Raw genomic sequence first — 25,365 nt, forward strand, 5'->3', positions numbered from 1 at the left:
GCCGGCCGGGCGGCGGAGCCGTCGGCTCAGTCCGCGACCGCGTACGCCTCCACCGACCACAGGGAATAGCCGTACCGGGTGGCGCGGGTCTCGCCCTGGACGCGGACGTGGCGCACGTCGCGTTCGTCCATGCGGACGGTCTCGCGGCCGCCGCCGCTGTCCGGCACCGCGGCCGCCGTGCGCCAGGTGCGGCCGTCCGCCGAGACCTCGACGCGGTACGCCGACGGGTGCGCGTCCTGCCAGTGCAGCGCGACCTTCCCGAGCCGCACCGGGCGTTCCAGCTCGACCTGCCACCAGGCGTCGTCCTGGGCGGGGGACGACCAACGGGTCTCGGGGTCACCGTCGTTGGCCGCCGACGCCGGGAAGTCGGGCGTCTCGTCGGCCGAGGAGCTCGCCCGGCCGGTGCGGGCCAGGTCGGGGCCGGCGGTGCGGGGGACGGCGTTCACCGCGAGCGTGTGGGTCGCCCCGCCGAAGCCGAGCCGGACCTCGTAGGAGCGGGACGGCGTCCCCGGCTCCACCGTCACCTCGACCGGCACCTGAACGAACGTGCCGCGCGGAACGGTCTGGACCTCCTTCGGAACCCGTACCCGCACGCCCTTCGGCGCCTCGACGGTCACCTTGCCGCGCACCTCCTCGGGGCGCAGCGAGCCGAGGGTGGCCGTCAGCCGCCGGGTGCCACCGATGTCGGTGTCCGCGGGGGCGTCCGGCAGTTGCAGCGTGGCGGCGGGCGCGTCCGTGAACCACGGGACGACGTGCCGTACCCGGGAGGCGTCCGCGCCGGTGATCCGCACGGCGCCGGCCGGGCCGTCCGCCCGGAACTCGGTGGCGCCGGACGGGGAGAGCGTGCCGAGGCGGCGCCAGCCCGCGCCCGGTACGTGGATCTCTGCCGTACCGGTGGTGCCGGGCTCGGCCAGCACCGTCACCGTGCTCAGGTCGCGGACCCGCGGCAGGTGCAGGACACCGTCCTCCGTCCTGCCGCCGGACCCTTCGGTCGGCCTGCGGTCGATGCCCGCCCAGTCCTCGTATGCGTCCCGCGCCCGGTCCAGGAACGGGTCGAGGACGCCCTTGCCGACTGTCACCCGGGCCGTCTTCAGCCCGGCCCGCTGCTCGCTCAGCTTCCGGTACGCGGTCCAGGCGGCGCCCGCGTCGCCGGACTCCTGTGCCCGCAGCATCTCCAGCGCGGTGCCGCCGGCCTCGCCGTAGCGGGACAACTGGCCGGTCCAGGGGGCGACTTCGGTGGCAAGCGCGGAGGAGCGCGGGGTGCCGGACAGGCGCTCGGGCAGCTCGCGCAGCACCGTGAAGGCCGCGCGCAGCCGGTCGTCCGCCGCGCGGCCGGCGTCCGTGCCGGCGGTCGCGCGGGTCCGCCAGAACTCCGCCAGCAGCGGCCGCAGATACGCCGACTCCTCGGCGCCGAGCACCGAGGAGGCGTCGTTGCCCGCCAGCGCGGACAGGGACCTCTCGAGTTCGGCGTCGCCGCCCGCGAGGTCGGCGATCGCGGCCCGCCAGGACTCCTGGGGACGGTAGTCGCGCGGGTTCCAGGCGAAGTCGGCGGCGGTGAACAGCGGGATGCGGGACGCCTCGGGCTGTTCCATCGCGTTGGCGAGCAGGGCCGCCGAACCGGCGGCGACGGCGGGTTCCCGGCCCTGGTAGGGGCCGAGGAAGATCCGGCCGGGGGCGAAGTCGTTGACCGGGTAGTTGTCCATGGTCACCAGCGGACGCCCGAACACCTCGCGCGCCTTCGCCAGATCACCGCCCGAGATGGTGCGCGGCACCACCCCGACGCCGGTCCACGCCACCTCGACACCCGAGTCCAGAGCGTGCGAGAGGGCCCGCCGGTACGCGGTCGAACCGTCCTCGTAGTACTCGGTCGGCATCAACGACAGGGCGGCGGAGCCGGGATGACGTTCCGCCAGGTGCCGGGCCACCTCGTTCGCCACGTAGGCCTGGGCGCGCGCGGCCGCGTCGGGACCGGAGCCGAAGCGGCGGGCGTCCGCGCGGCAGTGCCACTCGCTGTAGCTGACGTCCTGGAACTGCAGTTGGAAGGTGCGGAAGCCCAGCGCCCACATCGCGTCCAGCTTGCGCGTCAGCGCGCGCAGATCGTCGTCCGAGGCGAAGCACATGGCCTGGCCGGGCGCCACCGCCCAGCCGAGCGTGACGTGGTTGTCCCGGGCCCGCTCGGCCAACTCCCGGAACTCCGCGCGCCGCCGGTCCGGGTACGGCTCGCGCCAGCGAGCCTGCCGGTACAGGTCGTCGCCGGGCGCGTACAGGTACCGGTTCTGCTTGGTGCGGCCCATGAAGTCGACCTGGGCCAGGCGCTGTTCGTGCGTCCACGGGGTGCCGTAGAAGCCCTCGGTGATGCCGCGCACCGCCGTGCCCGGCCAGTCGCGCACGACGACCGCGGTGAAGCTGCCGTCCGGGCGCAGGAGTTGGCGCAGCGTCTGGACGCCGTGGAACAGGCCGTCCTCGCCCGAGCCGGTGAGGGCGACGGTGCCGTCGCCGACGGTCAGTGTGTAGCCGCCGGACGGGAGGGAGCGCTGGGGGTCGCTCGTCGGCCGATGCGCGCCCACCCGCACCACGAGCGCCCCTGTGGGCGCCTGTTCGCCGGTGGCGGTGAACCGGCGCGCCCCGGCCTCCCGCAGCAGCGTGCGCAGGGCGCCGAGGGCGCGGGGGTCGGCCGTCGCGTCGGCGGTCAGGGCGACCTCGTCGGGCACCGCGACCGGGGCGCCGTTCGCACGCAGGGAGTGCGGGCGGGGCCAGACGGCCAGACCCGTCTCGGCCCGGTCGGGTACGGGAGACGTGGTCGTCCCGGGAACGGGCGGCGCCGCCACGGAGGCGGGCGCTGCGCCCAGGGTTCCGGCGACGACCGCGAACGCGAGGGCGGCCGCCCTCTTCCCAGGCCGCAGTTGCAAGGCTTCTCCTTGAGGAGGCGAAGACAGACCGAGACGGACACAGAAACGCAGGGAACACGCAGAACACGGAGCCTCTCATTCTGCGCCCCGCCTGCCAACGGGAGAGACCGTTGTGGCAGGTTTGTCCTGGTGTGAGACGTGGGAACGGGAACAGAATGTGAGCAGGGGCACGTTGTGGGCACGGGTGCGTCTGGTCTCGCGTCCTGTGGGTAGGGGCTGCGGGGAACCCGACCGAGCGACTTGCCTCAATGCCCAATGATCAGTGATCTCGACGAGGAGGCCACCTGTGGCTGCCGCACCGGCTTATGTCCTGTCCCCGGCCCTGTCCAAACCCGTGGCGGAGCTGTCCGCCGAACCCGAAGGGCTGCACGCCTGCGTCTTCGGCGCGGAGGGGCCCCGCGCCGAGGTCCCGCTCACCAGCGAGCCCCCGCTGCCCGACGCCGAACCCCTCACCAGCGAGCCCCCGCTCGCCGACACCGCCCCGCTGACCAGTGAGTCCGACGCCGCCATGGACTGCACCGGACTCGACTCCTTCCCGGCCCAGTACGTCCCGGAGCCCTAGATGGGCGCGCCCGGCCCGGCCGAGCCGCTGTCCGCCGAGCTTCCGTCCGGGTTCCCATCCTCCGGGCCCCCGTCCGAGGACCTGGCCCTGCTCGCCGCCGTGCACGGCGTCGCCACCTCCTACAACCCCTCCCCGGACCGTACGGTCGCCGCCTCCGCCACCGCCGTCACCCTCGCCCTGGCAGCGCTCGGCGTGGACGCGGGCACGCCGGAGGCCGTCCGTGACGCGCTCGCCGCCGGCGAGCGGGAGCGGGCCGAGCGGCTGCTGCCGCCCACCGTGGTCGGCTGGGGCCCCGGCGTCCCGTCCGCCCTGGCCGCGCTCCCCGAGGGCACGCGCCTGCTGGTGAGCACCGAGCAGGGCGAGACCCGCGCCTCGGCCGCGCACCTCCCGCCCGGCGTGCACCGGGTCACCGCCACCGCGCCCGACGGCCGCACCGCCGGGGCCCACCTGATCGTCGCCCCGGCCGCGTTACCCGCGCCCCCGGCCCGCTCGTACGGGCTCCTCGTCCAGCTCTACTCGCTGCTCTCCCGCCGCTCCTGGGGCATGGGTGACCTCGGTGACCTCGGTGAGCTGGCCGCCTGGGCGGGCCGTACGCTCGGCGCCGGATTCGTCCAGATCAACCCCCTGCACGCGGCCGTCCCGGGCGCTCCGACCGACCCCTCCCCCTACCGGCCCTCCTCGCGCCGCTTCCCCGACCCGGTCCACCTGCGGATCGAGGACATCCCCGAGTTCGCGTACGTCTCGGGCGCCGAGAACCGAGACCGGCTACGGGCCCTCGGCGGACGCGCCGCGGAGCTGCGCGAGGCGGTGCTGGACAAGGGCGCCCTGATCGACCGGGACGCCGTGTGGGAGGCCAAGAAGGCCGCGCTCGAACTGGTGAACGGGGTGCCGCTCGGGCCCGGCCGGCTCGTCGCCTACCGCGACTTCCTCGCCGAGCAGGGCCCGGCCCTGGAGGACCACGCCACCTGGTGCGCGCTCGCCGAGGTGCACGGCCCCGACTGGCGGACCTGGCCGGAGGGCCTGCGCGACCCGCGCTCACCCGAGACCCGTCGGGCCCGCCGCGAGCTGACGGCCCGCGTCGACTTCCACTCCCGGCTGGCCTGGCTCACCGACACCCAGCTCACCGCCGCCCAGCGGGCCGCCCGCGAGGCCGGGATGCCGCTCGGGATCGTCCACGACCTCGCGGTCGGCGTGCATCCCGGCGGCTCTGACGCCTGGGCGCAGCAGGACACCCTCGCCGCCGGCATGTCGACCGGCGCGCCACCCGACGCCTTCAACGCCCGCGGCCAGGACTGGGGCCTGCCGCCCTGGCGTCCCGACCGGCTCGCCGCCTGTGGTTACGCGCCCTGCTCCGGGCCCTCTTCCGGTACGCGGGCGCCCTGCGCATCGACCATGTGATGGGCCTGTTCCGGCTCTGGTGGGTCCCCGAGGGCCACCCGCCCACCGAGGGCGCGTACGTCCGCCACGACGCCGAGGCCATGCTCGCCGTCCTCGTCCTGGAGGCGTCCCGCGCCGGGGCGGTGGTGATCGGCGAGGACCTGGGCACGGTGGAGCCCGGGGTGCGCGAGGCACTGCGCGAACGCGGGGTGTACGGCACCTCGGTGCTCTGGTTCGAACGGGACTGGGAGGGCGACCGTCGGCCGCTGCCGCCCGGTGCCTGGCGTGCCGACTGCCTGGCCACCGTCACCACCCACGACCTGCCGCCCACCGCGTCCCGCCTCACCGGCGAGCACGTCGAGCTCCGCGACGGCCTCGGCCTGCTCACCCGCTCCCTGGCCGAGGAGCGCGCGGAGGCCGCCGCCGACACCGGGGAGTGGCTGGAGCTGCTGGCCCGGCTCGGCCTGCTGCACGGCACGGACGGTACCGCCGCCTCCGAGGAGGAGGCACGGATCCAGGCCGTCCACCGCTATCTGCTGCGCACCCCCGCCCGGATGATCGGCGTCTGGCTCCCCGACGGCGTCGGAGACCGGCGCCCGCAGAACCTCCCCGGTACCTGGGACCAGTACCCGAACTGGCGCCTGCCGATCGCCGACGCGCAGGGCCGGCCGATGGCGCTGGAGGACCTGGCGGTATCCCCGCGGCTGCACGCGCTGCTCGACGTCGTCCGCACCCACGCCGCCCGTGCCGCCCGGCCGGGCGGCGACACCTGAGGGCGAACCCGGTCGGACCGGGGCGCATCCGGTCCGACCGGGGCCCCGTAAGGCACCCCGGGCGCGCGGGCCCCCCGGGCGTTCGCTAGTTTGGGCACCGTGGACAAGACGAACGCCCTGCGCGCCGGCGCCCTGGCAGCCGGTACGACGCTGATGATGCTGCTCATGACGTCCCCCGCGCTCGCGCTCACCCGCGACCACGGGGACGACCCCGGTACGGGCCTGAGTGTCGGCGAGACGCTGGGCCTCTACGTCGTGGCCCCGATCGTGCTCTTCCTGGTCATCGTCGGTCTGGTGATGGTCCTCGACAAGTCGCACAAGAAGAAGGACACCACCAGCTCCAACATCGGGACCAAGGCCGACGCCAAGGCCTGACCCCCGGCTCCCACGAGCCCCGCGCACCTTCCCGAGGGCGCCGTCCCGCCGCACGTACGCGCATGCCGCCGTATGTGGGGCGGCACGGCGCCCTCGACGTCGTCGCGGCCACCGCATCGCACGGTGACGGCCCGACGCCGGTGGGACGAACACCTGGTCGCCCACAGGGGGATCGGAATGACCGTTGACACTCGGCGCGTCTCGGCAGCGCCGCGGCACGTCCACGTCTGCGCGCCGGTCCGACCCGGCCGACCCGGCCGACGGGGCCGCAGGCCGGTAGGGCCGCTGCCCTGACGGTTCACGGGTCGCGCCGGCGCCGGTACGCGCAGCCGATGGCGCGTGCTCAGCCCGGTCCCACCACGAGGAGCCGCGCGGACTCCTTCGCGTCAGAGGCGACATGTCCCACCCGGTTCTGTGCGGAGACCTCGCGAGGATGCCGGTCATGTGAGATCACCGCGGTGCTCGGGGGTGAGGAGGGTCACGCTCTGCGGCCGCTGTCGCCGCAACCACCATCCCCCCTCGTACGTCTGTGCGGACAGGACGGAAGGAGGCACAGGCGTGACCCGAGCAGGGCAAGGGGGAGGGGGCCAGGAGGGTGAGGAGGTGTCCCTCCGACCGGACCCCACCGTGCGGTTGCAGGTCCCGCCTTCCCGGGTGGCGGCGGACGAGGCCGTGCGGTTGCGCGTACCCGAGGGCGGCACACCCGACGGCTCCGACGTCTGCGCTTGTCCGGGTGGACCGGCGACACCCGACACGACCCCCGCCGCGTCCGGCGTATCGTCCCGTTGCCACTGCAAGGCCCGTCGCCCTTCCCCTGCCGCCCGCCTTGCCGCGGCCTTCGGCTCCCGGCCGGCCCTCGTCCTCGGTGCGATCGCCGCCGGGCTCGGTTCCTGCACCCGCCGGCTGCGCCCGCGATACCCCCGGCCGGGCCGCACCGGGTGGCGCCGCTGGATCCCTTCCTGGCGGCAGTTGCTCGGCGGCTTCCTCGCCTCCCTCGGGCTGAGCACTCTCTTCTTGGTGGTTGCCTACGCCGCCACGGACATCCCGGACAACCTCAACACCTACGCCACCCAGCAGGACAACGTGTACTTCTGGGCCGACGGCACGCCGATGGCACGCACCGGCTGGGTGCAGCGGCAGGCGATGCCGCTCGAGGACATTCCCGAGGACGTCCGCTGGGCCGTGCTCGCCGCCGAGAACGCGAGCTTCTACAGCGACCCCGGAGTCTCCGTCGAGGGCATCACCCGCGCCCTGTTCCGCACCCTGGGCCAGGGCGACACCCAGGGCGGCTCGACCATCACCCAGCAGTACGTCAAGAACGTCTACCTGAACCAGGACCAGACGGTCAGCCGTAAGTTCGAGGAGGCGATGATCGCCCTCAAGCTCGACAACGAGATGAGCAAGGACGAGATCCTGGAGGGCTACCTCAACACCAGTTGGTACGGCCGCGGCACCTACGGGATCCAGCGTGCCGCGCAGGCCTACTACGGCAAGAACGTCAGCGAGCTCAGCGTCAGCGAAGCCGCCTTCCTGGCCTCCCTGCTGAAGGGCGCCGGCCTGTTCGACCCCATGCTCAGTGCGGCCAACCGCGAGCGGGCCGTGGCGCGCTGGTCGTGGACCCTCGACCGCATGGTGGAGATCGGCAAGCTGTCGCCGCAGGAGCGCGCCGGGTACAGGACCTTCCCCGAGCCGCTGGAGAGCAACCCGCTGTACGACACCGGTGAGCAGAGCGAGTACCTGGTGGAGCTCGCCACCCAGTACGCCAAGAAGACCGCGAAGATCTCCGACAGGGAGTTCGACTTCGGCGGCTACCAGATCTACACGACATTCGACAAGGACCGTGAGGCCCGGCTCACCGACGCCGTCACCAAGGCCCGCAAGAAGGCCCAGAAGGACCATCCGAAGGCCGCCGAGGACGCCCACTACGGCGCCGCCTCCGTCGCCGCCGATGGCCGGATCCTCGCCGTCTACGGCGGCCCCGACCATCGCAAGCAGGGTTACAACGAGTCCAACGCGACCACCGTGCCCGCGGGTTCGGCGTTCCTGCCGTTCGTGTACGCCGCCGGACTGGAGCACGGCGTGCGCAAGACGCGCGACGGCGAACCCACGCCGGTGACCGGGGAGACCGTTTACAACGGCGACGACGGTGTGCCCCTCACCACGCCCGAAGGCCCGTACTGGGACCGCAGCGGCCGTAAGGTCTCCGCACGCAACGACGGCGGCAAGTCCTACGGGCAGATCTCCCTGCACCAAGCGCTCGCCCTGTCCGTCAACACCCCGTTCATGCAGCTCGGCATGGACGTCGGGCTGGAGAAGGTGCGCGCCACCGCCGAGGCCGCCGGGCTCCTGCCCTCCAGCATCGGCGCCCAGGTGCCCACCCTGCCCACCGGCAGCTCCACCCCCAGCGCCATTCGCATGGCCGGCGGCTACGCCACCTTTGCCGCCGACGGGCTGCACACCGGGCCCTACTCGGTGCGGCGGATCGTCCGCAACGGCCACGAGTTCGACCTCCACGCGCCGCCCACCCGTCGCGCGATGGGTACCGAAACCGCCCGCGAGGTCCATTCCGCCCTCACCGACGCCTTCCGCACGGCCCACCCGGAAGCTGTGCCCCCATCCGCCGGGGTCGCCGGAAAAGCCGGCACGACCGAGGACTCCGTCGCCGCCTGGTACGTCGGCACGGCCAAGAAGGTGTCCACCGCGATCGTCGTCTACCGCATGGACCTGAACGAGAGCCTCGAGCCCCTGCCGCTGCAGGGCCTGGAGGGCACGGCCGCCGACAGTGTCCCGTACGGCATCTGGTCACACGCCATGAGCCCGCTCGGCTGACCAGCGACGCGACCGGCACCGCCTGAGCCCCCCGTCTCCGAGAGATTGAGCCGCAGATGAAACAGCCGTCGGGCCGCCGCGAGGCCCGCGCACCCCGCCGTCCCGCCGTCCGCCCGGGGTTGCTCACGCTGGCGGCGGCCCTCCTCGTCACCTCCCTCGTCGGCGGCTGTCTGGTGCACTCCCGTACCGACAGCACCGCCGCGACCGCGACCACGAAGGACGGGTCGCGGCAACCGGCCTCGCGTGCGAACGAAGAGCCGGAGTGGGACGGCAGGACCACGGTGCTCGGCGACGGCTCGACCTCCTACACCGGCCCCCAGAAGAACCAGCTGAAGCCGGAACCGCTCAAGCCTGGTGAGAAACCGCCCCAGTTCGTTGTCTTCTCCTGGGACGGCGCCCTCCAGGGCGACGACAATCTCTTCGCCCACTACCGGGAGATGGCCAGGAAGTACAACGCCCACATGACCTTCTTCCTGACGGGCATCTACCTGCTGCCCAAGAGCAAGAAGGACCTCTACTCCCCACCGCGGCATTCCGACGGCGCCGCGGCGATCAGCTTCCCCACCGACGAGCACATCCGCACCACCCTGGAGCAGCTCGCCGGCGCCTGGAAGGACGGCCACGAGATCGGCACCCACTTCAACGGTCACTTCTGCGGCCGGAAGGGCGGCGGCGACTGGAGCGTCGAGGAGTGGAAGAGCGAGATCGACCAGTTCTACCGGTTCGTGGGGAACTGGAAGACCAACACGGGGCACACCGGTATCGACCCGCTGCCCTTCGACTTCAACGAAGAGGTCATCGGCGGCCGGGCCCCCTGCCTGGAGGGACAGGCCAACCTGCTGAAGGCGGCCAAGAGTTACGGCTGGCGCTACGACTCCAGTTCCGCCGGCGACTTCCAGATCTGGCCGACGAAGAAGAACGGCATCTGGGACTTCCCGCTCCAGTTGCTCCCGTACGAGGGCGGCAAGTACCAGGGCCTGTCCATGGACTTCAACTTCCTCTACAACCAGTCCGGGGGCGAGACCGAGGGCGATCCGGCCAAGTTTCCGCAGTGGCAGCAGCAGACCGTGAACACGTACATGAACGGGTTCAACCGCGTCTACTACGGCAGCCGCGCCCCGCTGTTCATCGGCAACCACTTCGAGGAGTGGAACGGCGGTATCTACATGAAGGCCGTCGACGAGGTCATCGCGAACGTGTGCACCAAGAAGGACGTCAGATGCGTCTCCTTCAAGGAGCTCGCCGACTGGATGGACGTCCAGAAGCCGGTCACGCTGGAACGGCTTCGCATCCTGGACCCCGCGCAGTCCCCGGACTGGTCAACGGTCGTGAAATGACCGTCCCGGCGCCACCGGCTTCTTCGCCGGCGTCGGGTTTTTGCGAGCCGGGCAAAGAGCGCCGCACCCTGCCCGCCTCCGCGTTCACCGCCTTCGTCGAGGCGTTGAAGAAGCCGCAAGGGCGCCCGGCGTGACACCGGGCGCCCCTCAAGCCGTGCAGCCGCTAGCCGCTCACCGGGCCGCCGCCGGGGCGTGCAGGGTGCGTTCCAGACGCTCCGCCACCGCCTTCACGAAGTGTGCGGGGTCCTTCGGTCGGCCGCCCTCCGCCAGCAGTGCCAGGGAGTACAGCAGTTCGGCGGTCTCGGTGAGGCCGGAGCGGTCCTCACGTTCGCCGTACGCCTGGTTCAGGCCCTTCACCAGCTGGTGGCCGGGGTTGAGTTCGAGAATGCGCTTGGTGCGCGGCACCTCCTGCCCCATGGCCCGGTACATGCTCTCCAGGGCCGGCGTCATATCGTGCGAGTCGGCGACGACACAGGCCGGCGACACCGTCAGACGCGACGACAGACGCACCTCCTTGACGTCCTCTTCCAGTTGTTCCCGCATCCAGCCGAGCAGACCCGCGTACTCCTCGGCCTGCTTCTCCCGCTCGCCCTCGGACTCTTCGTCCTCCGACGCGCCGAGGTCGATGTCCCCCTTGGCGACCGAACGCAGCCGCTTGCCCTCGAACTCGCCCACCGCGTCGGCCCACACCTCGTCCACGGGGTCCGTGAGCAGCAGCACCTCGATGCCCCGCTCCCGGAAGGCCTCCATGAGCGGGGAGTTGTCGACGCTCTGCCGGGACTCGCCGGTGATGTAGTAGATGTCCTCCTGCCCGTCCCGCATCCGCTCCACGTACTGCTTGAGCGTGACCGTCTCGTCCTCGCCGTGGGTGGTCGCGAACGACGACACCGCGAGGATGGCGTCGCGGTTGTCGGAATCGGTGACCAGCCCCTCCTTCAGCACGGCGCCGAACTCCCGCCAGAACGTGGCGTACCGCTCGGCGTCGCCGGTCATCAGGCTCTTCACCGACGACAGCACCTTCTTCGTCAGCCGGCGCTGCATCATCAGGATGTGCCGGTCCTGCTGCAGGATCTCGCGGGACACGTTGAGGGAGAGGTCCTGCGCGTCGACCACGCCCTTGACGAAACGCAGGTACGGCGGCAGCAGCGCCTCGCAGTCGTCCATGATGAACACGCGCTTCACATACAGCTGCACCCCGCGCTTGAAGTCCTGCGTGAACAGGTCGTGCGGGGCGTGCGAGGGCACGAACAGCAGGGCCTGGTACTCGAAGGTCCCCTCGGCCTGCAGCTGGATGGTCTCGAGCGGGTCGCGCCAGTCGTGGCTGATGTGCTTGTACAGCTCGTGGTACTCGTCCTCGGACACCTCGTCGCGGGAACGGGCCCACAGGGCCTTCATCGAGTTCAGCGTCTCGGGCTCGGCTGTCCCGTCACCCTCGCCCGCCGTCTCCCCGACCAGCCTGACGGGCCAGGTGATGAAGTCCGAGTAGCGCTTGACGATCTCCTTGATCTTCCACGCCGAGGTGTAGTCGTGCAGCTGATTGTCGGGGTCGGCCGGCTTGAGGTGCAGCGTGACCGACGTGCCCTGCGGCGCGTCGTCGACCTCCTCCAGGGTGTACGTGCCCTCTCCGCGGGACGTCCAGCGCGTGCCCCGCCTCTCGCCCGCGCGCCGCGTCAGCAAGGTGACCTCGTCCGCCACCATGAAGCCGGAGTAGAAGCCGACGCCGAACTGACCGATCAGCCCCTCGGCGCCGACGGTGTCCTGCGCCTCCCGCAGCTCCCGCAGGAACTCGGCCGTGCCCGAGTTGGCGATCGTGCCGATGAGCTGCCCGACCTCGTCGTACGACATCCCGATGCCGTTGTCCCGCACCGTGAGCGTACGGGCGGCGGAGTCGGTCTCGAGCTCGATGTGCAGATCGGAGACGTCGGCGTCGAGCGAGTCGTCCCGCAGCGCGGCCAGACGCAGCTTGTCCAGCGCGTCGGAGGCGTTGGAGACGAGTTCACGGAGGAAGACGTCCTTGTTCGAGTAGATCGAGTGGATCATCAGCTGGAGCAGCTGACGGGCTTCTACCTGGAACTCAAACGTTTCGGTCGGCATGGTTCGCAATTACCTCACTGATACAGGAAGTTCCGGAACTGACGCGAACACTGTAAGTGCGCGCCTGCCGAGGCTGCGGAGGAGGTCACCGCCGCCGCACGGCGGTGGCGGTACGCCGACACGATCGAGGACGAGACCCTGCGCAGGCGCGTGTCCGCAGCGCTGTGCCGACGGGCCTTCGGGCAGCGAAGGGCGCCCGGCGTGACACCGGGCGCCCCTCAAGCCGTACGGCCGCTTACCGAGCCGCCGCCGCGTCCGCGGCCTGGGCTCGCAGGGCCCGCTCGATGCCCGCGCGGGACTCGGAGACCAGACGGCGCAGGGCCGGGCTCGGGTCGGCCGAGGCGAGCCAGGCGTCGGTGCGGTCCAGGGTCTCGCCGGTGACCTGGATCGCCGGGTAGAGACCGACCGCGATCTGCTGGGCCATCTCGTGCGAGCGGGACTCCCAGACGTCCTTGAGCACCTCGAAGTACCGCTCCGTGTACGGCGCCAGCAGCTCACGCTGGTCGGTCTGGACGAAGCCGGTGATCACCGCCTCCTGGAGCGCGTTCGGCAGCTTGTCGGACTCGACGACCGACGCCCACGCCTCCGCCTTGGCCTCATCGGTCGGCCGGGCGGCGCGCGCGGTGGCTGCGTGCCGCTCACCCGCGGCGGTCCTGTCGCGCTCGTACTCGCCCGTGATCTCGGCCTCGTCGTACCGGCCCACCGCCGCGAGCCGCTGTACGAACGCCCAGCGCAGCTCCGTGTCGACGGCCAGGCCCTCGACCGTCTGCGTGCCGTCCAGCAGGCTGTCCAGGAGGTCCAGCTGCTCCGGCGTCCTCGCCGTCGCGGCGAAGGCGCGCGCCCACGCCAGCTGGTGGTCGCTGCCCGCCTCGGCGGCCCGCAGATGGGCCAGGGTGGCCTCCGTCCAGCGGGTGAGCAGGGCCTCGCGGGCGGCCGGGGCGGCGTACAGGTCGATCGCCAGCTTCACCTGGCGGTGCAGCGACTGCACCACGCCGATGTCCGACTCCTTGCCGATGCCCGACAGCACCAGGGACAGGTAGTCGCGGGTGGCGAGTTCGGCGTCCCGGGTCATGTCCCAGGCCGACGCCCAACTCAGCGCGCGCGGCAGGGACGCCTCGAAGTCGCCGAGGTGCTCGGTGACGAAGGCCAGCGACCGCTCGTCCAGGCGGACCTTGGCGTACGACAGGTCGTCGTCGTTGAGCAGGACCACGTCGGGACGGGCCTTGCCGACGAGCTGCGGTACGGCGGTCAGCTCGCCGTCGACGTCCAGTTCGACCCGGTCGACGCGCACCAGCCTGCCGCTCGCCTCGTCCAGGTCGTACAGGCCGACGGCGATGCGGTGCGGGCGCAGGGTGGCCTCGCCCTTGGCGCCGGCGGGCAGGGCCGGGGCCTCCTGGCGGATGGCGAAGGAGGTGATGGCGCCCGTGCCGTCCGCGCCGTCGGTCTCGATCTCCGGGCGCAGCACGTTGATGCCGGCCGTCTCCAGCCACTTCTTCGACCAGGTGCTCAGATCGCGGCCGGAGGTCTCCTCCAGGGCGCCCAGCAGGTCGGACAGGCGCGTGTTGCCGTACGCGTGACGCTTGAAGTAGGCCTGCACGCCGCTGAAGAAGGCGTCCTTGCCGACGTAGGCCACCAGCTGCTTCAGGACGGACGCGCCCTTGGCGTACGTGATGCCGTCGAAGTTGACCAGCACGTCGTCCAGGTCACGGATGTCGGCCATGATCGGGTGCGTGGACGGCAGCTGGTCCTGCCGGTAGGCCCAGGTCTTCATGGAGTTCGCGAACGTCGTCCAGGAGTGCGGCCACTTCGAGCCCGGCGCGTCCGCCTGGCAGGCGGCCTCGGCGTAGGTGGCGAACGACTCGTTCAGCCACAGGTCGTTCCACCACTCCATGGTGACCAGGTCGCCGAACCACATGTGGGCCAGCTCGTGCAGGATCGTCGAGGCCCGCACCTCGTAGGCGGCGTCCGTCACCTTCGACCGGAAGACGTACTGGTCCCGGATGGTCACGGCACCGGCGTTCTCCATCGCGCCCGCGTTGAACTCCGGCACGAACAGCTGGTCGTACTTCCCGAAGGGGTACGCGTAGTCGAACTTCTCCTGGAACCACTCGAAGCCCTGCCGCGTGACGTCGAAGATGGCGTCCGCGTCGAGGAACTCGGCGAGCGAGGGCCGGCAGTAGATGCCGAGCGGCACCGACTGGCCGTCCTTCTCGTACACGCTGTGCACGGAGTGGTACGGGCCGACGATCAGCGCGGTGATGTACGTCGAGATCCGCGGCGTCGGCTCGAACTCCCAGACGTTGTCCCGGGGCTCGGGCGTCGGCGAGTTGGAGATGACGGTCCAGCCCTCCGGGGCCTTCACGGTGAACTGGAAGGTCGCCTTGAGGTCCGGCTGCTCGAAGCTCGCGAACACCCGGCGGGCGTCCGGCACCTCGAACTGGGTGTAGAGGTAGGCCTGGTCGTCGACCGGGTCGACGAACCGGTGCAGGCCCTCGCCGGTGTTGGTGTACGCGCAGTCGGCGTTCACCCGCAGGACGTTGCGGCCCGGGAGCAGACCCGGCAGGGCGATCCTGGAGTCCTCGAACACCTCGGCGGGGTCGAGGGAGTCCCCGTTGAGGGTCACCTCGTGGACGGTGGGAGCCACCAGGTCGATGAACGACTCCGCCCCGTCCCCGTCCTCGGAGACGTCGAAGCGCACCGTGGTCACGGACCGGTAGGTGCCGCCCTCCTGCGCGCCGGAGAGATCCAGGTCGATCTCGTACGAGTCAACGGTCAACAGCTTCGCCCGCTGCTGCGCCTCTTCGCGAGTCAGGTTTGTGCCAGGCACGCGGTCATCTCCTCGTTATGTGTGGGTTGCGCCATCCTTCCACGTGACCGGCACGGAACGCGATGACCATTTCCCGCCGGTGGCGCCCCCGCCCCGGCGCGAGCCTGGAACCATGACGACGCCCCACCGCACCGCCCGCCCCGTCCCGGCGCCGGTCCTGAAGGAACTGCGCACCCTGGACGACGCGGGCCGCCCCGCGGTTTCCCGCACCGACGACGAGAGCGGCGCCCCGCTCCGCTGCTGCCTGCGCCGCAGCGCGCCGGGCGAGACGATCGCCCTGGTGTCGTACGCGCCGCTGCGCCGCTGGGCGGCACGGACGGGCGCCGACCCGGGCGCGTACGACGAGCAGGGCCCGGTCTTCATCCACGCCGAGCAGTGCGCGGGACCGGCGCCCGACGCCGGCCTGCCCTTCACCGACGCCCACCGCACGCTGCGCCGCTACTCCGCCGACGGCCGCATCCTGGGCGGCCGCCTGGTGGAAACCCCGGACGCCTTCGCCCCCGCCCTCACGGAGGCCTTCACCGACCCGGAGGTCGCCCTCGTCCACGTCCGCGCGGTGGAGTACGGCTGCTTCCTCTACGAGGTGCGACGCGACGACCGGCAGTGAGGGTCCCATCCGCAGCCGACGGGGTGATTCGGAAAATGATGAGGGGCGGCGGGTGAAAGGCAGGGCACCTGGCCTGGAGCAGAAAAGCGGTAGCCTTGCTTTTCCTACTTCGGGTAGCATTGCAGGTATGAAGATCAGTGTGAGTCTGCCGCAGGAGGACCTGGCCTTCGTCGACGAATACGCCGCCCGTACGGAGGCCGAGTCCCGCTCAGCCGTGATACAAGCCGCCATTGAGTTGCTCAGGCAGGCGCAGCTCGAGCAGGAGTACACGGAGGCTTTCGCCGAATGGGACAGGAGCGGGGACGCCGGATTGTGGGACCGGGCGAGCGGAGACGGGATCACCGATGAGGCGTGGTGACATTTACATGGTGGACCTGGAACCGGTGAGGGGGAGCGAAGCCAACAAGGTCAGGCCCGCGGTGATTGTCTCCAACAACGCTGCCAACGAGTCTGTCGTGCGGCACAACCGGGGGGTCGTCACGGTGGCGCCGCTGACGTCCAACACCTCTCGCGTCCTGACGTTCCAGGTCCTTCTGCGCTCCGACGAGAGCCGTCTGTCGAAGGACTCCAAGGTGCAGTGCGAGCAGGTACGTGCCGTTGCGCCGGACCGCCTGCTGCACAAGGTCGGCGCCGTGCCGCGGCAGCGCATGGCCGAGATCGACGTGGCGCTGCGGCGGCACCTGGCGCTGTGAGCATGCAGAAAGGGGGCGTCCGCCGGTCGACCGGCGGACGCCCCCTTTCCAGTGCGGTGAGCCTCAGCCCTTGAGCTCGGCCGCCACCAGTTCCGCGATCTGGACGGTGTTCAGGGCCGCGCCCTTGCGGAGGTTGTCGTTGGAGACGAAGAGGGCCAGGCCGTTGTCGACCGTCTCGTCGCGGCGGATGCGGCCGACGTAGGACGGGTCCTGGCCGGCGGCCTGGAGCGGGGTGGGGATGTCGGTGAGGACGACACCGGGGGCGTCGGCCAGCAGCTCGGTCGCGCGCTCCGCGCTGATCGGGCGGGCGAACCGGGCGTTGATCTGGAGGGAGTGGCCGGAGAAGACCGGGACGCGCACGCAGGTGCCGGAGACCTTGAGTTCCGGGATGTCCAGGATCTTGCGGGACTCGTTGCGCAGCTTCTGCTCCTCGTCGGTCTCGTTCAGACCGTCGTCCACGAGGTTGCCGGCGAAGGGCAGCACGTTGAAGGCGATGGGGCGCTTGTAGACGCCGGGCTCGGGGAAGTCGACCGCCGCGCCGTCGTGGGTCAGCTTGTCGGCGTCGGCGACGACCTTCTGGGTCTGGCCGTGCAGCTCGGCCACGCCCGCGAGTCCGGAGCCGGACACCGCCTGGTACGTGGCGACGACCAGCGCCTCGAGGCCCGCCTCGGCGTGCAGCGGACGCAGGACCGGCATCGCGGCCATCGTGGTGCAGTTCGGGTTGGCGATGATGCCCTTGGGCCGGTTCGCGATCGCGTCCGGGTTCACCTCGGAGACGACCAGCGGGACCTCGGGATCCTTGCGCCAGGCCGAGGAGTTGTCGATCACGACGGCGCCCTGCGAGGCGACCTTCTCGGCCAGCGCCTTCGAGGTCGCGCCGCCCGCGGAGAACAGCACGATGTCCAGGCCGGTGTAGTCCGCGGTGGACGCGTCCTCCACCGTGACCCCGTCCAGGACCGTCCCCGCCGAGCGGGCCGAGGCGAACAGGCGCAGCTCGGTCAGCGGAAACTCCCTCTCCTTGAGGATGCTGCGCATGACCGTGCCCACCTGACCGGTGGCTCCGACGATTCCGACCCTCACGGCGTCTCCCTACTGCGTCTCTTCGCGTTCCTGTTACCTGGCCGAGGCTTTTCCATCATGCGGCCGACCACGGCCCGCCTGTCCAATTGTTAACGCCTTCTGCCCGAACAGTGGGACGCCCCGGCGCCGGGCACCGGTCGCGGACCTGCGGTCGCCATCCCTGCGAGCCGCAGGAAATCAGCCGTCGGGGGCCACCGACCGCAAGGTCCCCTGCCCCGCCCCGCCCCACCCACACGGCGGTGTGACGTACGCCTCTGCCCGGTCCGCGGCACCCGGGCGAACGTTCCGGGCCCGGCCGGCGTCGTAGGGGAAACAGTGCGAGGGGGGTGGGCAGTGCTGCGCGGAAGAATCCGGCGCGGCCGGCCGACGTACGGCGCCGCGGACGACGACCCGCTGGACGCGGCGCAGGAACGCCGGGTGCGGGCGGTGCTCGCGCTCGGCGGGGTGCCGCAGGCGGACCTGCCGGACGGGGTGCAGCAGGTCCGCCTGCGGCTGCTGGAACGCGCCGCGAGCGGGCAGGAGGCGCCCCGGGACGTCTCCGCGTGGGCGGCGGTGGTCGCCTCCAACCTCGCCATGGACTGGCACCGGGCCAAGCGCCGCCAGGAGCGGCTCGGCGAACGCCTCGCCGCGCTGCGCCCGGCGGAGCAGCTCCCCGCCGACGAGGAGACCCGCCTGCTCTCCCTCGCCGTCGTCCGCGGTCTGGACGGGCTGCCCGACGCCCAGCGCCAGGTCGTCGTACTGCGGTTCTACGCAGACCTTCCGGTGCGCTCGATAGCCGACCAGCTCGGCGTCCCCGAGGGCACGGTCAAGAGCCGGCTGCACACGGCCGTACGGGCCCTGCGCGCCCGCCTGCACGAGGACGAGGTGGTATGACGTGGCCGCCGCCCACGACCCCCAGGACGACGGCATGCCCCGGTACGACGGCATGGACGCCCTCATGGCCGCGCTCCTCGACGAGCCGCTGCCCGCGCGGGCCCGGCAGGACCCGGCGCTCACGGCCGCGCGGGACGCGGCCGCCGCCGACATCGCCGTGCTGCGGGAGCAGCTGGGCCTGATCGGGGACGCGCTGGCCGACGCCGGTGAGCACCAGGAGGCCGGGTCCGGGTCCCCGATGACCCCCCTCGCGTCGGCGACCCCCCTCGCGCCTGTGACGCCCCCGCCCGCCCGCCCCCGCCGTGCCCGCCGCCCCCTGCGGATCGCCCTCGGGGCGCTCGTCGCGGCGGCGGCCGCCACGGTGGTCGTCGGCACGGGCTGGCTCGTGACGCAGACCGGGGGAGGAGCGTCCGACGCGTCGGGTGCCAAGGCCGCCGACGAGGCGTTGAGCAGCGGTCAGGACGGCGGTGCCGCCTTCGGCAGTCCCCGCTATCTCGCCTGCGCCCGGCTCGTCGTCGAGGGCACGGTCGCGGCGGTGGAGCCGGTACCGGGCACGGGCGCGGGCGCCGGACAGGAGCGCGTCACGCTGACGGCGACCCGTCTCCACAAGCCGGAGAAGGGCGCGCGGGACGGCGATGACGAGATCGTTCTCCTGCGAGAGGTCGCCGGCCACCCCCCGCTGCACGAGGGCGACCGGGTCCTGGTCGGCCTGCCCCGCGAGGGCGCCGTCCCGGACACCGTGATCGTCGGTGAGGAGGACATCGCCCCCGAACGGGCGCGGATCGCCGCCGCGCTGCCCGTGTCGCGCACCCTGACCTGTGAGTGATCGGCGCAGGGCGCGTACGACGAAGGGGCGGGCGCCCTGGTGGACGCCCGCCCCTCGGTGGTGGCCGTCGGTTACGGCACGACCTTCTCGATCGTCACGCTGCCCGTGCCCGCGACCGTGCCGCGCGCGTTGACCAGCTGGACGCGCCCGAAGAACTCACGTCCCGCGGGAGCCGCCGCGACGGCGGTGGCGCTGCCGGAGACGGCGGCCGAGGCGCCCGTGCCGAGCTTCACCGAGGCGGCCCCGTCGACCGTGACCTCGCCGAGCGCGGCGGAGAAGAACACGTCCCGGTAGTCGTACTCGGCGGAACCGGCCGGGACGGAGTAGCCCACGACCTGGACGGTGTACGTACCGGCGGCCGGCTTGGCGATGGAGACCGACTCCTCCGAGTCGCCGTCGGCGGACTGGGCGACGCGGGTGCCGGCGGCGTTGTAGACCGCCAGGTCCAGGTCGGCGGCGGTGTCGGTGACGTTGCCGATGGCCACGTCGAGCGACGCGGCGCCCGCGGGCACCTCGACCGTGGTGGTGTGGACGTCACCCGTGCTGATGGTCGGCCGGTCGGTCTTGGCCGAGCCCAGCGGGCCGCCGACCAGCTTGCCGTCCAGGGCGGCGGCCTGGTTGGTCACCTTCCAGGAGACGTCGGCCGGAGCACCGATCTTGGCCTCCGGGACGGTCACGGTCTCCGGGTCGAAGACCGCGCCGAGCACGGCGACGTCCAGCGTGTACGGGTTGTCGAGCAGCGGCGAGGTGCGGCGCGACTCGACCTCGATCTCCCAGACGCCCGGCTGCGGGTCCGCGTACGAACGCACGTCGGGGCGGCAGGTGTTGGCCGGGTTGTTGTAGTTCGGGTAGCAGTTGACCGTCGACGTCGGGTCGGCCGGGACGCCGTACGGGTGGATGGCGATGAACCGGGTCTGGCTCGTGGCCTTCAGCCCGCCGAGCGCGATCTCCAGCGTCTTCGCGCCCTCCGGCACGGTGACGAAGTAGGAGGTGGTGCTGTTGCGCTGGGCCGTACCGGAGGCGGAGAAGGTGTGCTTCAGCGGCGCCGAGACGACCACGGTGTTCAGGATCTGCCGGTCGACGCCCTCGGTGCGCGGGTCGTCGACCTCGAGGATCGCGCTCTTCAGACCGGCCGAGCGGGGCTCGGCCTGGACCTTGACGGTCACCGGCTTGTTCAGCGACAGCTGCACCTCGCGGTCGCCGAGGATGCGGAAGGTGTTGCCGGCGTTGTTCTCGAGGCCGAGCCTGTGCCGGATCGCGCGGTCGGGGCCGGACGTGCGGGTGACGGTGATGTCGTACGTCTTCTTCTGACCGGCCTTGAGGCCGCCCTCACGGTCGTAGAGGCCGGTGCCGGAGCCCGGGGTCTTCAGGAACTGGTCGATCGCGGTGTCGACCGGTGCCTTGACCGTGTACTCGTGCGCGGTGGCCCCGTCGCGGATCGCGTCCCAGGCGTCCTCGATGTCGATGAGGCCGGCGCCCTCCTCGTAGGCCTGCACGTCCTTGATGTGCTCGGCGGTGGAGGTGAGGGCGGTGCGCAGCTTCGCGGGCGTCAGGTCGATGCGCTTCTGCTTCGCGGCCGACAGCAGCAGCGCGGCGGCACCTGCGGCCTGCGGGGAGGCCATCGAGGTGCCCTGGAGCATGCCGTAACCGGCGGGCAGGCCGTAACCCGCCTCGGCGACCGGCGCGCCCGGCGACCAGGTCTGGATGGTGTTGATCGCCGCGCCGGGCGCGACGAGCGTCGGCGTGAAGCCGCCGTCCTCACGCGGACCGCGCGAGGAGAACGGCATCATGGCGTACTTCTTCTTCACCTCGGAGCCGTAGTTGGCGGCCCAGGTCTCCTTGGAGATGGTCGCGCCGACCGAGATGACCTTGTCGGCCAGGGCGGGGTCGCCGATGGTGTTGGTGCCGGGGCCGGAGTTGCCCGCGGAGATCACCAGCTGGACGCCGTAGGTGTCGATGAGGCGGGTGTACAGCTCGGCGCGGGCGTTGTTGCCGTCGTTCAGCGCCGGCAGACCGCCGATGGACATGTTGACGATGTCGACACCGCGGTTGGCGACGAGGTCGATCATGCCCTCGGTGAGCGCCACGCTGGTGCAGCCGCCGGACCAGGTGCAGGCGCGGGAGGAGACGATCTTCGCGCCGGGGGCGGCGCCGTTCATCTTGCCGCCGAACAGGCCGTTGGCCGCGGTGATGCCGGCCACGTGCGAGCCGTGCGAGCCCTGGATGAGGCCGATGTTGACGAAGTCGGCCTTGGCGCCGGCCGCGTTGTACACGACGTCCTTGCGGATCTCCACGACGAACGGCTGGCGCTCGGCGACCTCGGTGGACGGGTCGTCGGTGCCGAAGTACCCGATCTGGAAGCTGTCCTTGTACGGCTTCATCGGGGTGTCGTCGGAGAAGTCCTGGTTGTTGTTCAGGTCGACGCGGACCGTGCCGGCCGCCGCGTCGTACAGCACGCCCCAGGAGTCGGTGGTGTCACCGTCGCGGTTGGCGTCACCGCCCGCGTCACCGCCGATGGTGTAGGACTCCTTGAACGTGCTGATCCGGTACGAGCCCTCGGGTGCCGTCCAGGTCGTGCCCTCGTGGGTGAAGGTGGGGCCGGACACCGATTCGGTCATCGGCCGCCAGGTCCGGTCGCCGTCCACGAGCGGGTCGGTCGCCGTCACCCAGTCGACGATCTTCCGCTCGCCGGTGGTGGTCTTCTGCAGCGCCGGGTGGGCGAGGTCCACACCCGTGTCGAGGACGCCGATGGTGACACCGCGGCCGTCCGCCTTCGGGTTGTCCTTGACGAAGTCGACGGCGCCGGTCTCGAAGGACGGGTTGTACGGGTTCTTGGCGGGGGTCTGCTTGCCGGGAGCCGGGTGACCGCCCTTGCCGCCCTTGCCGGCGGCACCCTTGGTGGTGTCCGCGCCGGGTGTCGGGTCGTCCAGCGGGATCTCCTCGCGCAGGTCGATGCCGTGCACGGTGGAGAGCTTCGCGGCGGCGGCGATGGCCGAGTCCGCCTTGGCGGTGGGGACGGTGGCGCGGACGTAGCCGAGCTCGTCGTGGGTCCGGCCGACCGAACCGCCCTTGATCGCGTCCAGTTGCTCGGCGACCTGCTCGGTCTTGCCGGGAGCGGTGGCGATCATCATCGTGACGTTCTTGACGCCGTCCGCCTTGGCCTCGGCGAGCAGGTCCGCGTCCTTCGAACCGAGCTTGTCGGGAGCGGACTTGACGTCACCGTCGACGGGCGCGGCGGTCGGCGCGGCGGCGGCGACCGCCAGGGGTATCGGTCCGACCGCACTGAGCGCGGCGACGAGACCGGCGGCCAGGGCGATACGGGCGACGCGTCTCGCGCCCGATACCGCTTCGCGCTGGGAGGAATGGGTCATCGGCATCCCTTGCAGGTAAAGGCACCATCGTGGAGCGACCGGAGCTGATCGACCCTGGCCGCGATCGTCCGGAATGCGATCCCGGACGATCGCTGAGCCTTACGCAAGAGACAGGTGTTTGGCGAGGGTTGGCCGAATCGAAATGGATGTGTGGGGAAAACCCGCTATGCGCGTATCGGGTGTCGGGTGACGAACCGGGCAAGTCGTTCGCGTGGTCGCGTCGTACGGCGGCGGCCCGTTGTCGGTTACTCGCCTGTCGGTCCGGCGGTCATCGGGGTAACGTCCCCGGGTGCGAGAGAAGTTGCGGGTGGCGGCCTACGCCGTGGTGGTGCGCGACGGGCAGTTGCTGCTGGCCCGGTCCCCGGTGCCCGAAGGCGCCCCCGAGTGGGTCCTGCCGGGCGGCGGCATGGAGCACGGCGAGGACCCCTACGACACCGTGCGGCGGGAGGTCGAGGAGGAGACCGGCTACCGCATCGAGGTCACCGGACTGCTCGGCGTGAACTCCAGTCGGCACACCTTCCCCGGCGGCCGCCTGAGCCGCCCCGTCGACCACCACGGCGTACGGCTGGTCTACGAGGGGCGGATCATCGGCGGCGAACTGCGCAACGAGATCGGCGGCTCCACCGAACTGGCCGCCTGGCAGCCCCTGGACGCCGTCCCGGAACTGGTCCGGATCCGCCTGGTCGACATCGCGCTGCGGCTGTGGCGGGAGCGGCCGGCCGCAGGGCGGGTCGCGGAGCGCGCGGAGGGTTGACCGCCGGGGGCGACCGGTCGAGGCCTCCGGCCTCGACCGGTCAGTTGTGCCGATCATCGCCGTCAGGTTCACATTCTGTGACCCGTCTCTCCCGTGAAGTGAACGCGGAGTGACCGGGTTCGGGCCGGTGTGGAAGCGGGTTCCGACACGCGGGGTGGTCCAAGATCCACGTACGGCGATCGGCGTCGCGCGTTGCCGCCGCGTTCACACGCAGGCCATTCCCGCTGCCAAGCATCCAGTACGAGCGGGACGTTCGCCCGGCGAGCACCCCGCGACCACTGCCGACGCGTTCGCACCCGGGGAGAGAAGCGCCATGCCGCGCATACGCCCAGCCGCCGACTCCACTGGACTCCACCGCCGTTCCGTCCTCGCCGCCACCGGCGCGGTGGCCCTCTCCGCCGGCGTCGGTTACGCCCTGCGGCCCGGCGGCGAGGCCGTCGCGGCGGACGCCGCCACGGACGGGGCCGTGCACGCCTCCTCCCGACGGGCACCGGCCGCCCCGCTCGCCCCGTACACCCGGGGCACTACCCTCGAAGGGGTCTCCGCCCCGCGCGGTGCATCCGGTTACCGGCGCCTCGACGAAGGGCAGGGCTGGGGGCGGGTGGTGCGCGGCGAACTGGCCGCGGCCCGCCCCGGCCGGGACGACCGCCGCACCACGCTGGCTGCGTTCGTGCAGCTCACCGACCTGCACCTGCTCGATGTGCAGCATCCGCTGCGCCTGGAGTACCTGCGCTCCACCGATGTGCGCGCCTGGCGGCCCCAGGAGGCACTCACCGTGCACGGCGCGGTCGCGCTCGTCGAGCGGATCAACGCACTGCGCGGCGCCCCCGTCACCGGCTCCCCGCTGCACTTCGCGATGACCACCGGCGACAACACGGACAACAACACCCGCACCGAACTGGACTGGTTCCTGACGGTGCTCAGCGGTGGCCGTGTCACCCCCAACTCCGGGGACCCGCGCCACTACGAGGGCGTCCAGAACAGCGGTCTGCGGCAGTACTGGCAGCCGGACACCGCCGTCCGCGACGCCGACAAGCAGCTCGGCTTCCCGCACCTGGACGGCTTCCTCGCGGCGGCCGTCCGCGAGGTCAACAGCCCCGGCCTCAACCTTCCCTGGTACTCCACCGTAGGCAACCACGACACGATGCCGCTCGGCTGCTACGCCTCCCACGGCGACTCCCACCTCACCGAACTCGCCGTCGGCGGCCGGAAGCTGATGGAGATACCGGCGGCCGAGGCGAAGAAGCTCCAGCAGACCATCAAGAAGGCCACCGACCCCCGGGGCGTCCAGTACGGCGAGTTCCTGAAGACCCACGCCCGCGCCATGCGTTCGGTCACCCCCGACGAGGCGCGCGCCCCGTTCACCCCCGTCGAGTACCTGAAGGCGCACCTGGACCCCGCGCACCGCGGATTCGGTCCGGTGGGCCACGGCTACACCGCAGCCAACCTCGACGCGGGCACCCAGTACTACGCGTTCCGCGTCTCCGACGACGTCATCGGGGTCAGCCTCGACACCACCGACCCGGGCGGCCACTACACGGGTTCCCTCGGGACGGCCCAACTGCGCTGGCTGGAGCGGACCCTGCGGACCCACAAGGACTCCCGCGCGATCATCTTCAGCCACCACACCAGCGAATCGATGACGAACACGCACCGCGACCCGGCCCGCCCCGAGGAACGGCGCCACGACGGCAGGGAACTCCTCGCGCTCCTCGGTCGGCACCGCAACGTGGTGGCCTGGGTCAACGGTCACATCCACCGCAACGCCATCACCCCGCACACCGGCTCCGCCGGCTCCTTCTGGGAGATCTCCACCGCCTCCCACATCGATTTCCCCCACCTCGCCCGCGTCATCGAGCTGGTGGACAACGAGGACGGCACGCTGTCCCTCTTCACCACCCTGGTCGAGTCCGCGGCCCCGTCCCGCACGGACCACGAGGACCTCACCCAGACCGGCCTGGCCGCCCTCTACCGCGAACTGTCCTACAACGCCCCGGGCGCCCGCACCGACCTCGGCGGCACCCCCCAGGACCGCAACACGGAACTGCTGCTCAAGGCGTAGGAACGAGGCGGGCGGTG

The 25,365-nt window shown here is 71.7% G+C and carries 16 protein-coding genes and 1 pseudogene; 12 read left to right on the top strand and 5 right to left on the bottom strand.

Features of this window, described 5'->3' with window-relative positions; all coding sequences use genetic code 11:
* Window positions 1-26: 26 nt before the first annotated feature.
* Window positions 27-2,909 (bottom strand): beta-N-acetylglucosaminidase domain-containing protein, encoded by a 2,883-nt coding sequence (locus AC6F7H_RS18980; RefSeq protein ID WP_500758137.1) that lies wholly within the window; start codon window positions 2,907-2,909, stop codon window positions 27-29.
* A 286-nt stretch (window positions 2,910-3,195) separates the two neighbouring features.
* Between AC6F7H_RS18980 and AC6F7H_RS18985 the strand changes: the two genes are divergently transcribed.
* The 5 genes and pseudogenes from AC6F7H_RS18985 (at window position 3,196) to AC6F7H_RS19005 (ending at window position 10,162) form a co-directional block, all read left to right on the top strand.
* On the top strand, window positions 3,196-3,471 hold the full coding sequence (locus tag AC6F7H_RS18985; RefSeq protein WP_500758138.1) for a hypothetical protein: 276 nt from the start codon (window positions 3,196-3,198) through the stop codon (window positions 3,469-3,471).
* Window positions 3,472-5,621: pseudogene (malQ, locus tag AC6F7H_RS18990) on the top strand (4-alpha-glucanotransferase).
* Between the two features lie 99 nt (window positions 5,622-5,720).
* Window positions 5,721-5,996 carry a hypothetical protein gene (locus AC6F7H_RS18995; protein WP_500758139.1) on the top strand — a complete coding sequence of 92 codons (276 nt, stop codon included), beginning with the start codon at window positions 5,721-5,723 and terminating at the stop codon, window positions 5,994-5,996.
* A gap of 627 nt (window positions 5,997-6,623) precedes the next feature.
* A complete protein-coding gene (locus AC6F7H_RS19000; RefSeq protein WP_500761929.1) occupies window positions 6,624-8,825 on the top strand; it encodes a transglycosylase domain-containing protein in 2,202 nt (733 codons plus the stop codon).
* Between the two features lie 56 nt (window positions 8,826-8,881).
* A complete protein-coding gene (locus AC6F7H_RS19005) occupies window positions 8,882-10,162 on the top strand; it encodes a polysaccharide deacetylase family protein (RefSeq protein ID WP_500758140.1) in 1,281 nt (426 codons plus the stop codon).
* A gap of 171 nt (window positions 10,163-10,333) precedes the next feature.
* On the opposite strand, the gene htpG is transcribed toward AC6F7H_RS19005, so the two are convergent.
* Window positions 10,334-12,256 (bottom strand): molecular chaperone HtpG, encoded by a 1,923-nt coding sequence (htpG, locus tag AC6F7H_RS19010; protein WP_500758141.1) that lies wholly within the window; start codon window positions 12,254-12,256, stop codon window positions 10,334-10,336.
* A 235-nt stretch (window positions 12,257-12,491) separates the two neighbouring features.
* Window positions 12,492-15,083, bottom strand: a complete 2,592-nt coding sequence (gene pepN / locus AC6F7H_RS19015) for an aminopeptidase N (protein ID WP_500758142.1) — start codon at window positions 15,081-15,083, stop codon at window positions 12,492-12,494.
* A gap of 112 nt (window positions 15,084-15,195) precedes the next feature.
* Between pepN and AC6F7H_RS19020 the strand changes: the two genes are divergently transcribed.
* The 3 genes from AC6F7H_RS19020 (at window position 15,196) to AC6F7H_RS19030 (ending at window position 16,382) form a co-directional block, all read left to right on the top strand.
* Window positions 15,196-15,690, top strand: coding sequence for a DUF1203 domain-containing protein (locus tag AC6F7H_RS19020; protein ID WP_500758143.1), 495 nt, complete (start codon window positions 15,196-15,198; stop codon window positions 15,688-15,690).
* Window positions 15,691-15,817: 127 nt separating this feature from the next.
* On the top strand, window positions 15,818-16,048 hold the full coding sequence (locus AC6F7H_RS19025; protein WP_500758144.1) for a ribbon-helix-helix domain-containing protein: 231 nt from the start codon (window positions 15,818-15,820) through the stop codon (window positions 16,046-16,048).
* Window positions 16,049-16,055: 7 nt separating this feature from the next.
* Window positions 16,056-16,382 carry a type II toxin-antitoxin system PemK/MazF family toxin gene (locus AC6F7H_RS19030; RefSeq protein WP_500758145.1) on the top strand — a complete coding sequence of 109 codons (327 nt, stop codon included), beginning with the start codon at window positions 16,056-16,058 and terminating at the stop codon, window positions 16,380-16,382.
* A 63-nt stretch (window positions 16,383-16,445) separates the two neighbouring features.
* Here AC6F7H_RS19030 and AC6F7H_RS19035 read toward each other — a convergent pair whose 3' ends face one another.
* Complete coding sequence (locus tag AC6F7H_RS19035) at window positions 16,446-17,462, bottom strand: aspartate-semialdehyde dehydrogenase (RefSeq protein ID WP_500758146.1); 1,017 nt, start codon at window positions 17,460-17,462, stop codon at window positions 16,446-16,448.
* Between the two features lie 333 nt (window positions 17,463-17,795).
* Here AC6F7H_RS19035 and AC6F7H_RS19040 point away from each other — a divergent pair, with 333 nt between their 5' ends.
* Both AC6F7H_RS19040 and AC6F7H_RS19045 read left to right on the top strand, forming a co-directional pair.
* Complete coding sequence (locus AC6F7H_RS19040; RefSeq protein WP_500758147.1) at window positions 17,796-18,335, top strand: RNA polymerase sigma factor; 540 nt, start codon at window positions 17,796-17,798, stop codon at window positions 18,333-18,335.
* A 1-nt stretch (window position 18,336) separates the two neighbouring features.
* The gene (locus AC6F7H_RS19045) at window positions 18,337-19,161 is read left to right on the top strand and encodes a hypothetical protein (protein WP_500758148.1); all 825 of its coding nucleotides are present in this window, start codon (window positions 18,337-18,339) and stop codon (window positions 19,159-19,161) included.
* Window positions 19,162-19,232: 71 nt separating this feature from the next.
* Here AC6F7H_RS19045 and AC6F7H_RS19050 read toward each other — a convergent pair whose 3' ends face one another.
* A complete protein-coding gene (locus AC6F7H_RS19050) occupies window positions 19,233-22,532 on the bottom strand; it encodes a S8 family serine peptidase (RefSeq protein WP_500758149.1) in 3,300 nt (1,099 codons plus the stop codon).
* A gap of 289 nt (window positions 22,533-22,821) precedes the next feature.
* Here AC6F7H_RS19050 and AC6F7H_RS19055 point away from each other — a divergent pair, with 289 nt between their 5' ends.
* Window positions 22,822-23,286 (top strand): NUDIX hydrolase, encoded by a 465-nt coding sequence (locus tag AC6F7H_RS19055; RefSeq protein WP_500758150.1) that lies wholly within the window; start codon window positions 22,822-22,824, stop codon window positions 23,284-23,286.
* A 313-nt stretch (window positions 23,287-23,599) separates the two neighbouring features.
* Window positions 23,600-25,348 (top strand): TIGR03767 family metallophosphoesterase, encoded by a 1,749-nt coding sequence (locus AC6F7H_RS19060; protein ID WP_500758151.1) that lies wholly within the window; start codon window positions 23,600-23,602, stop codon window positions 25,346-25,348.
* The last annotated feature ends 17 nt before the right edge of the window (window positions 25,349-25,365 follow it).

Source organism: Streptomyces sp. MMS24-W38, from assembly GCF_059889265.1.

Coding starts and splice junctions, on each gene's coding strand:
- htpG (WP_500758141.1), bottom strand. CDS start 12,256: ATGCCGACCGAAACGTTTGAGTTCCAGGTAGAAGCCCGTCAGCTGCTC.
- AC6F7H_RS19025 (WP_500758144.1), top strand. CDS start 15,818: ATGAAGATCAGTGTGAGTCTGCCGCAGGAGGACCTGGCCTTCGTCGAC.
- AC6F7H_RS19050 (WP_500758149.1), bottom strand. CDS start 22,532: ATGACCCATTCCTCCCAGCGCGAAGCGGTATCGGGCGCGAGACGCGTC.
- AC6F7H_RS19030 (WP_500758145.1), top strand. CDS start 16,056: ATGGTGGACCTGGAACCGGTGAGGGGGAGCGAAGCCAACAAGGTCAGG.
- AC6F7H_RS19005 (WP_500758140.1), top strand. CDS start 8,882: ATGAAACAGCCGTCGGGCCGCCGCGAGGCCCGCGCACCCCGCCGTCCC.
- AC6F7H_RS19060 (WP_500758151.1), top strand. CDS start 23,600: ATGCCGCGCATACGCCCAGCCGCCGACTCCACTGGACTCCACCGCCGT.
- AC6F7H_RS19020 (WP_500758143.1), top strand. CDS start 15,196: ATGACGACGCCCCACCGCACCGCCCGCCCCGTCCCGGCGCCGGTCCTG.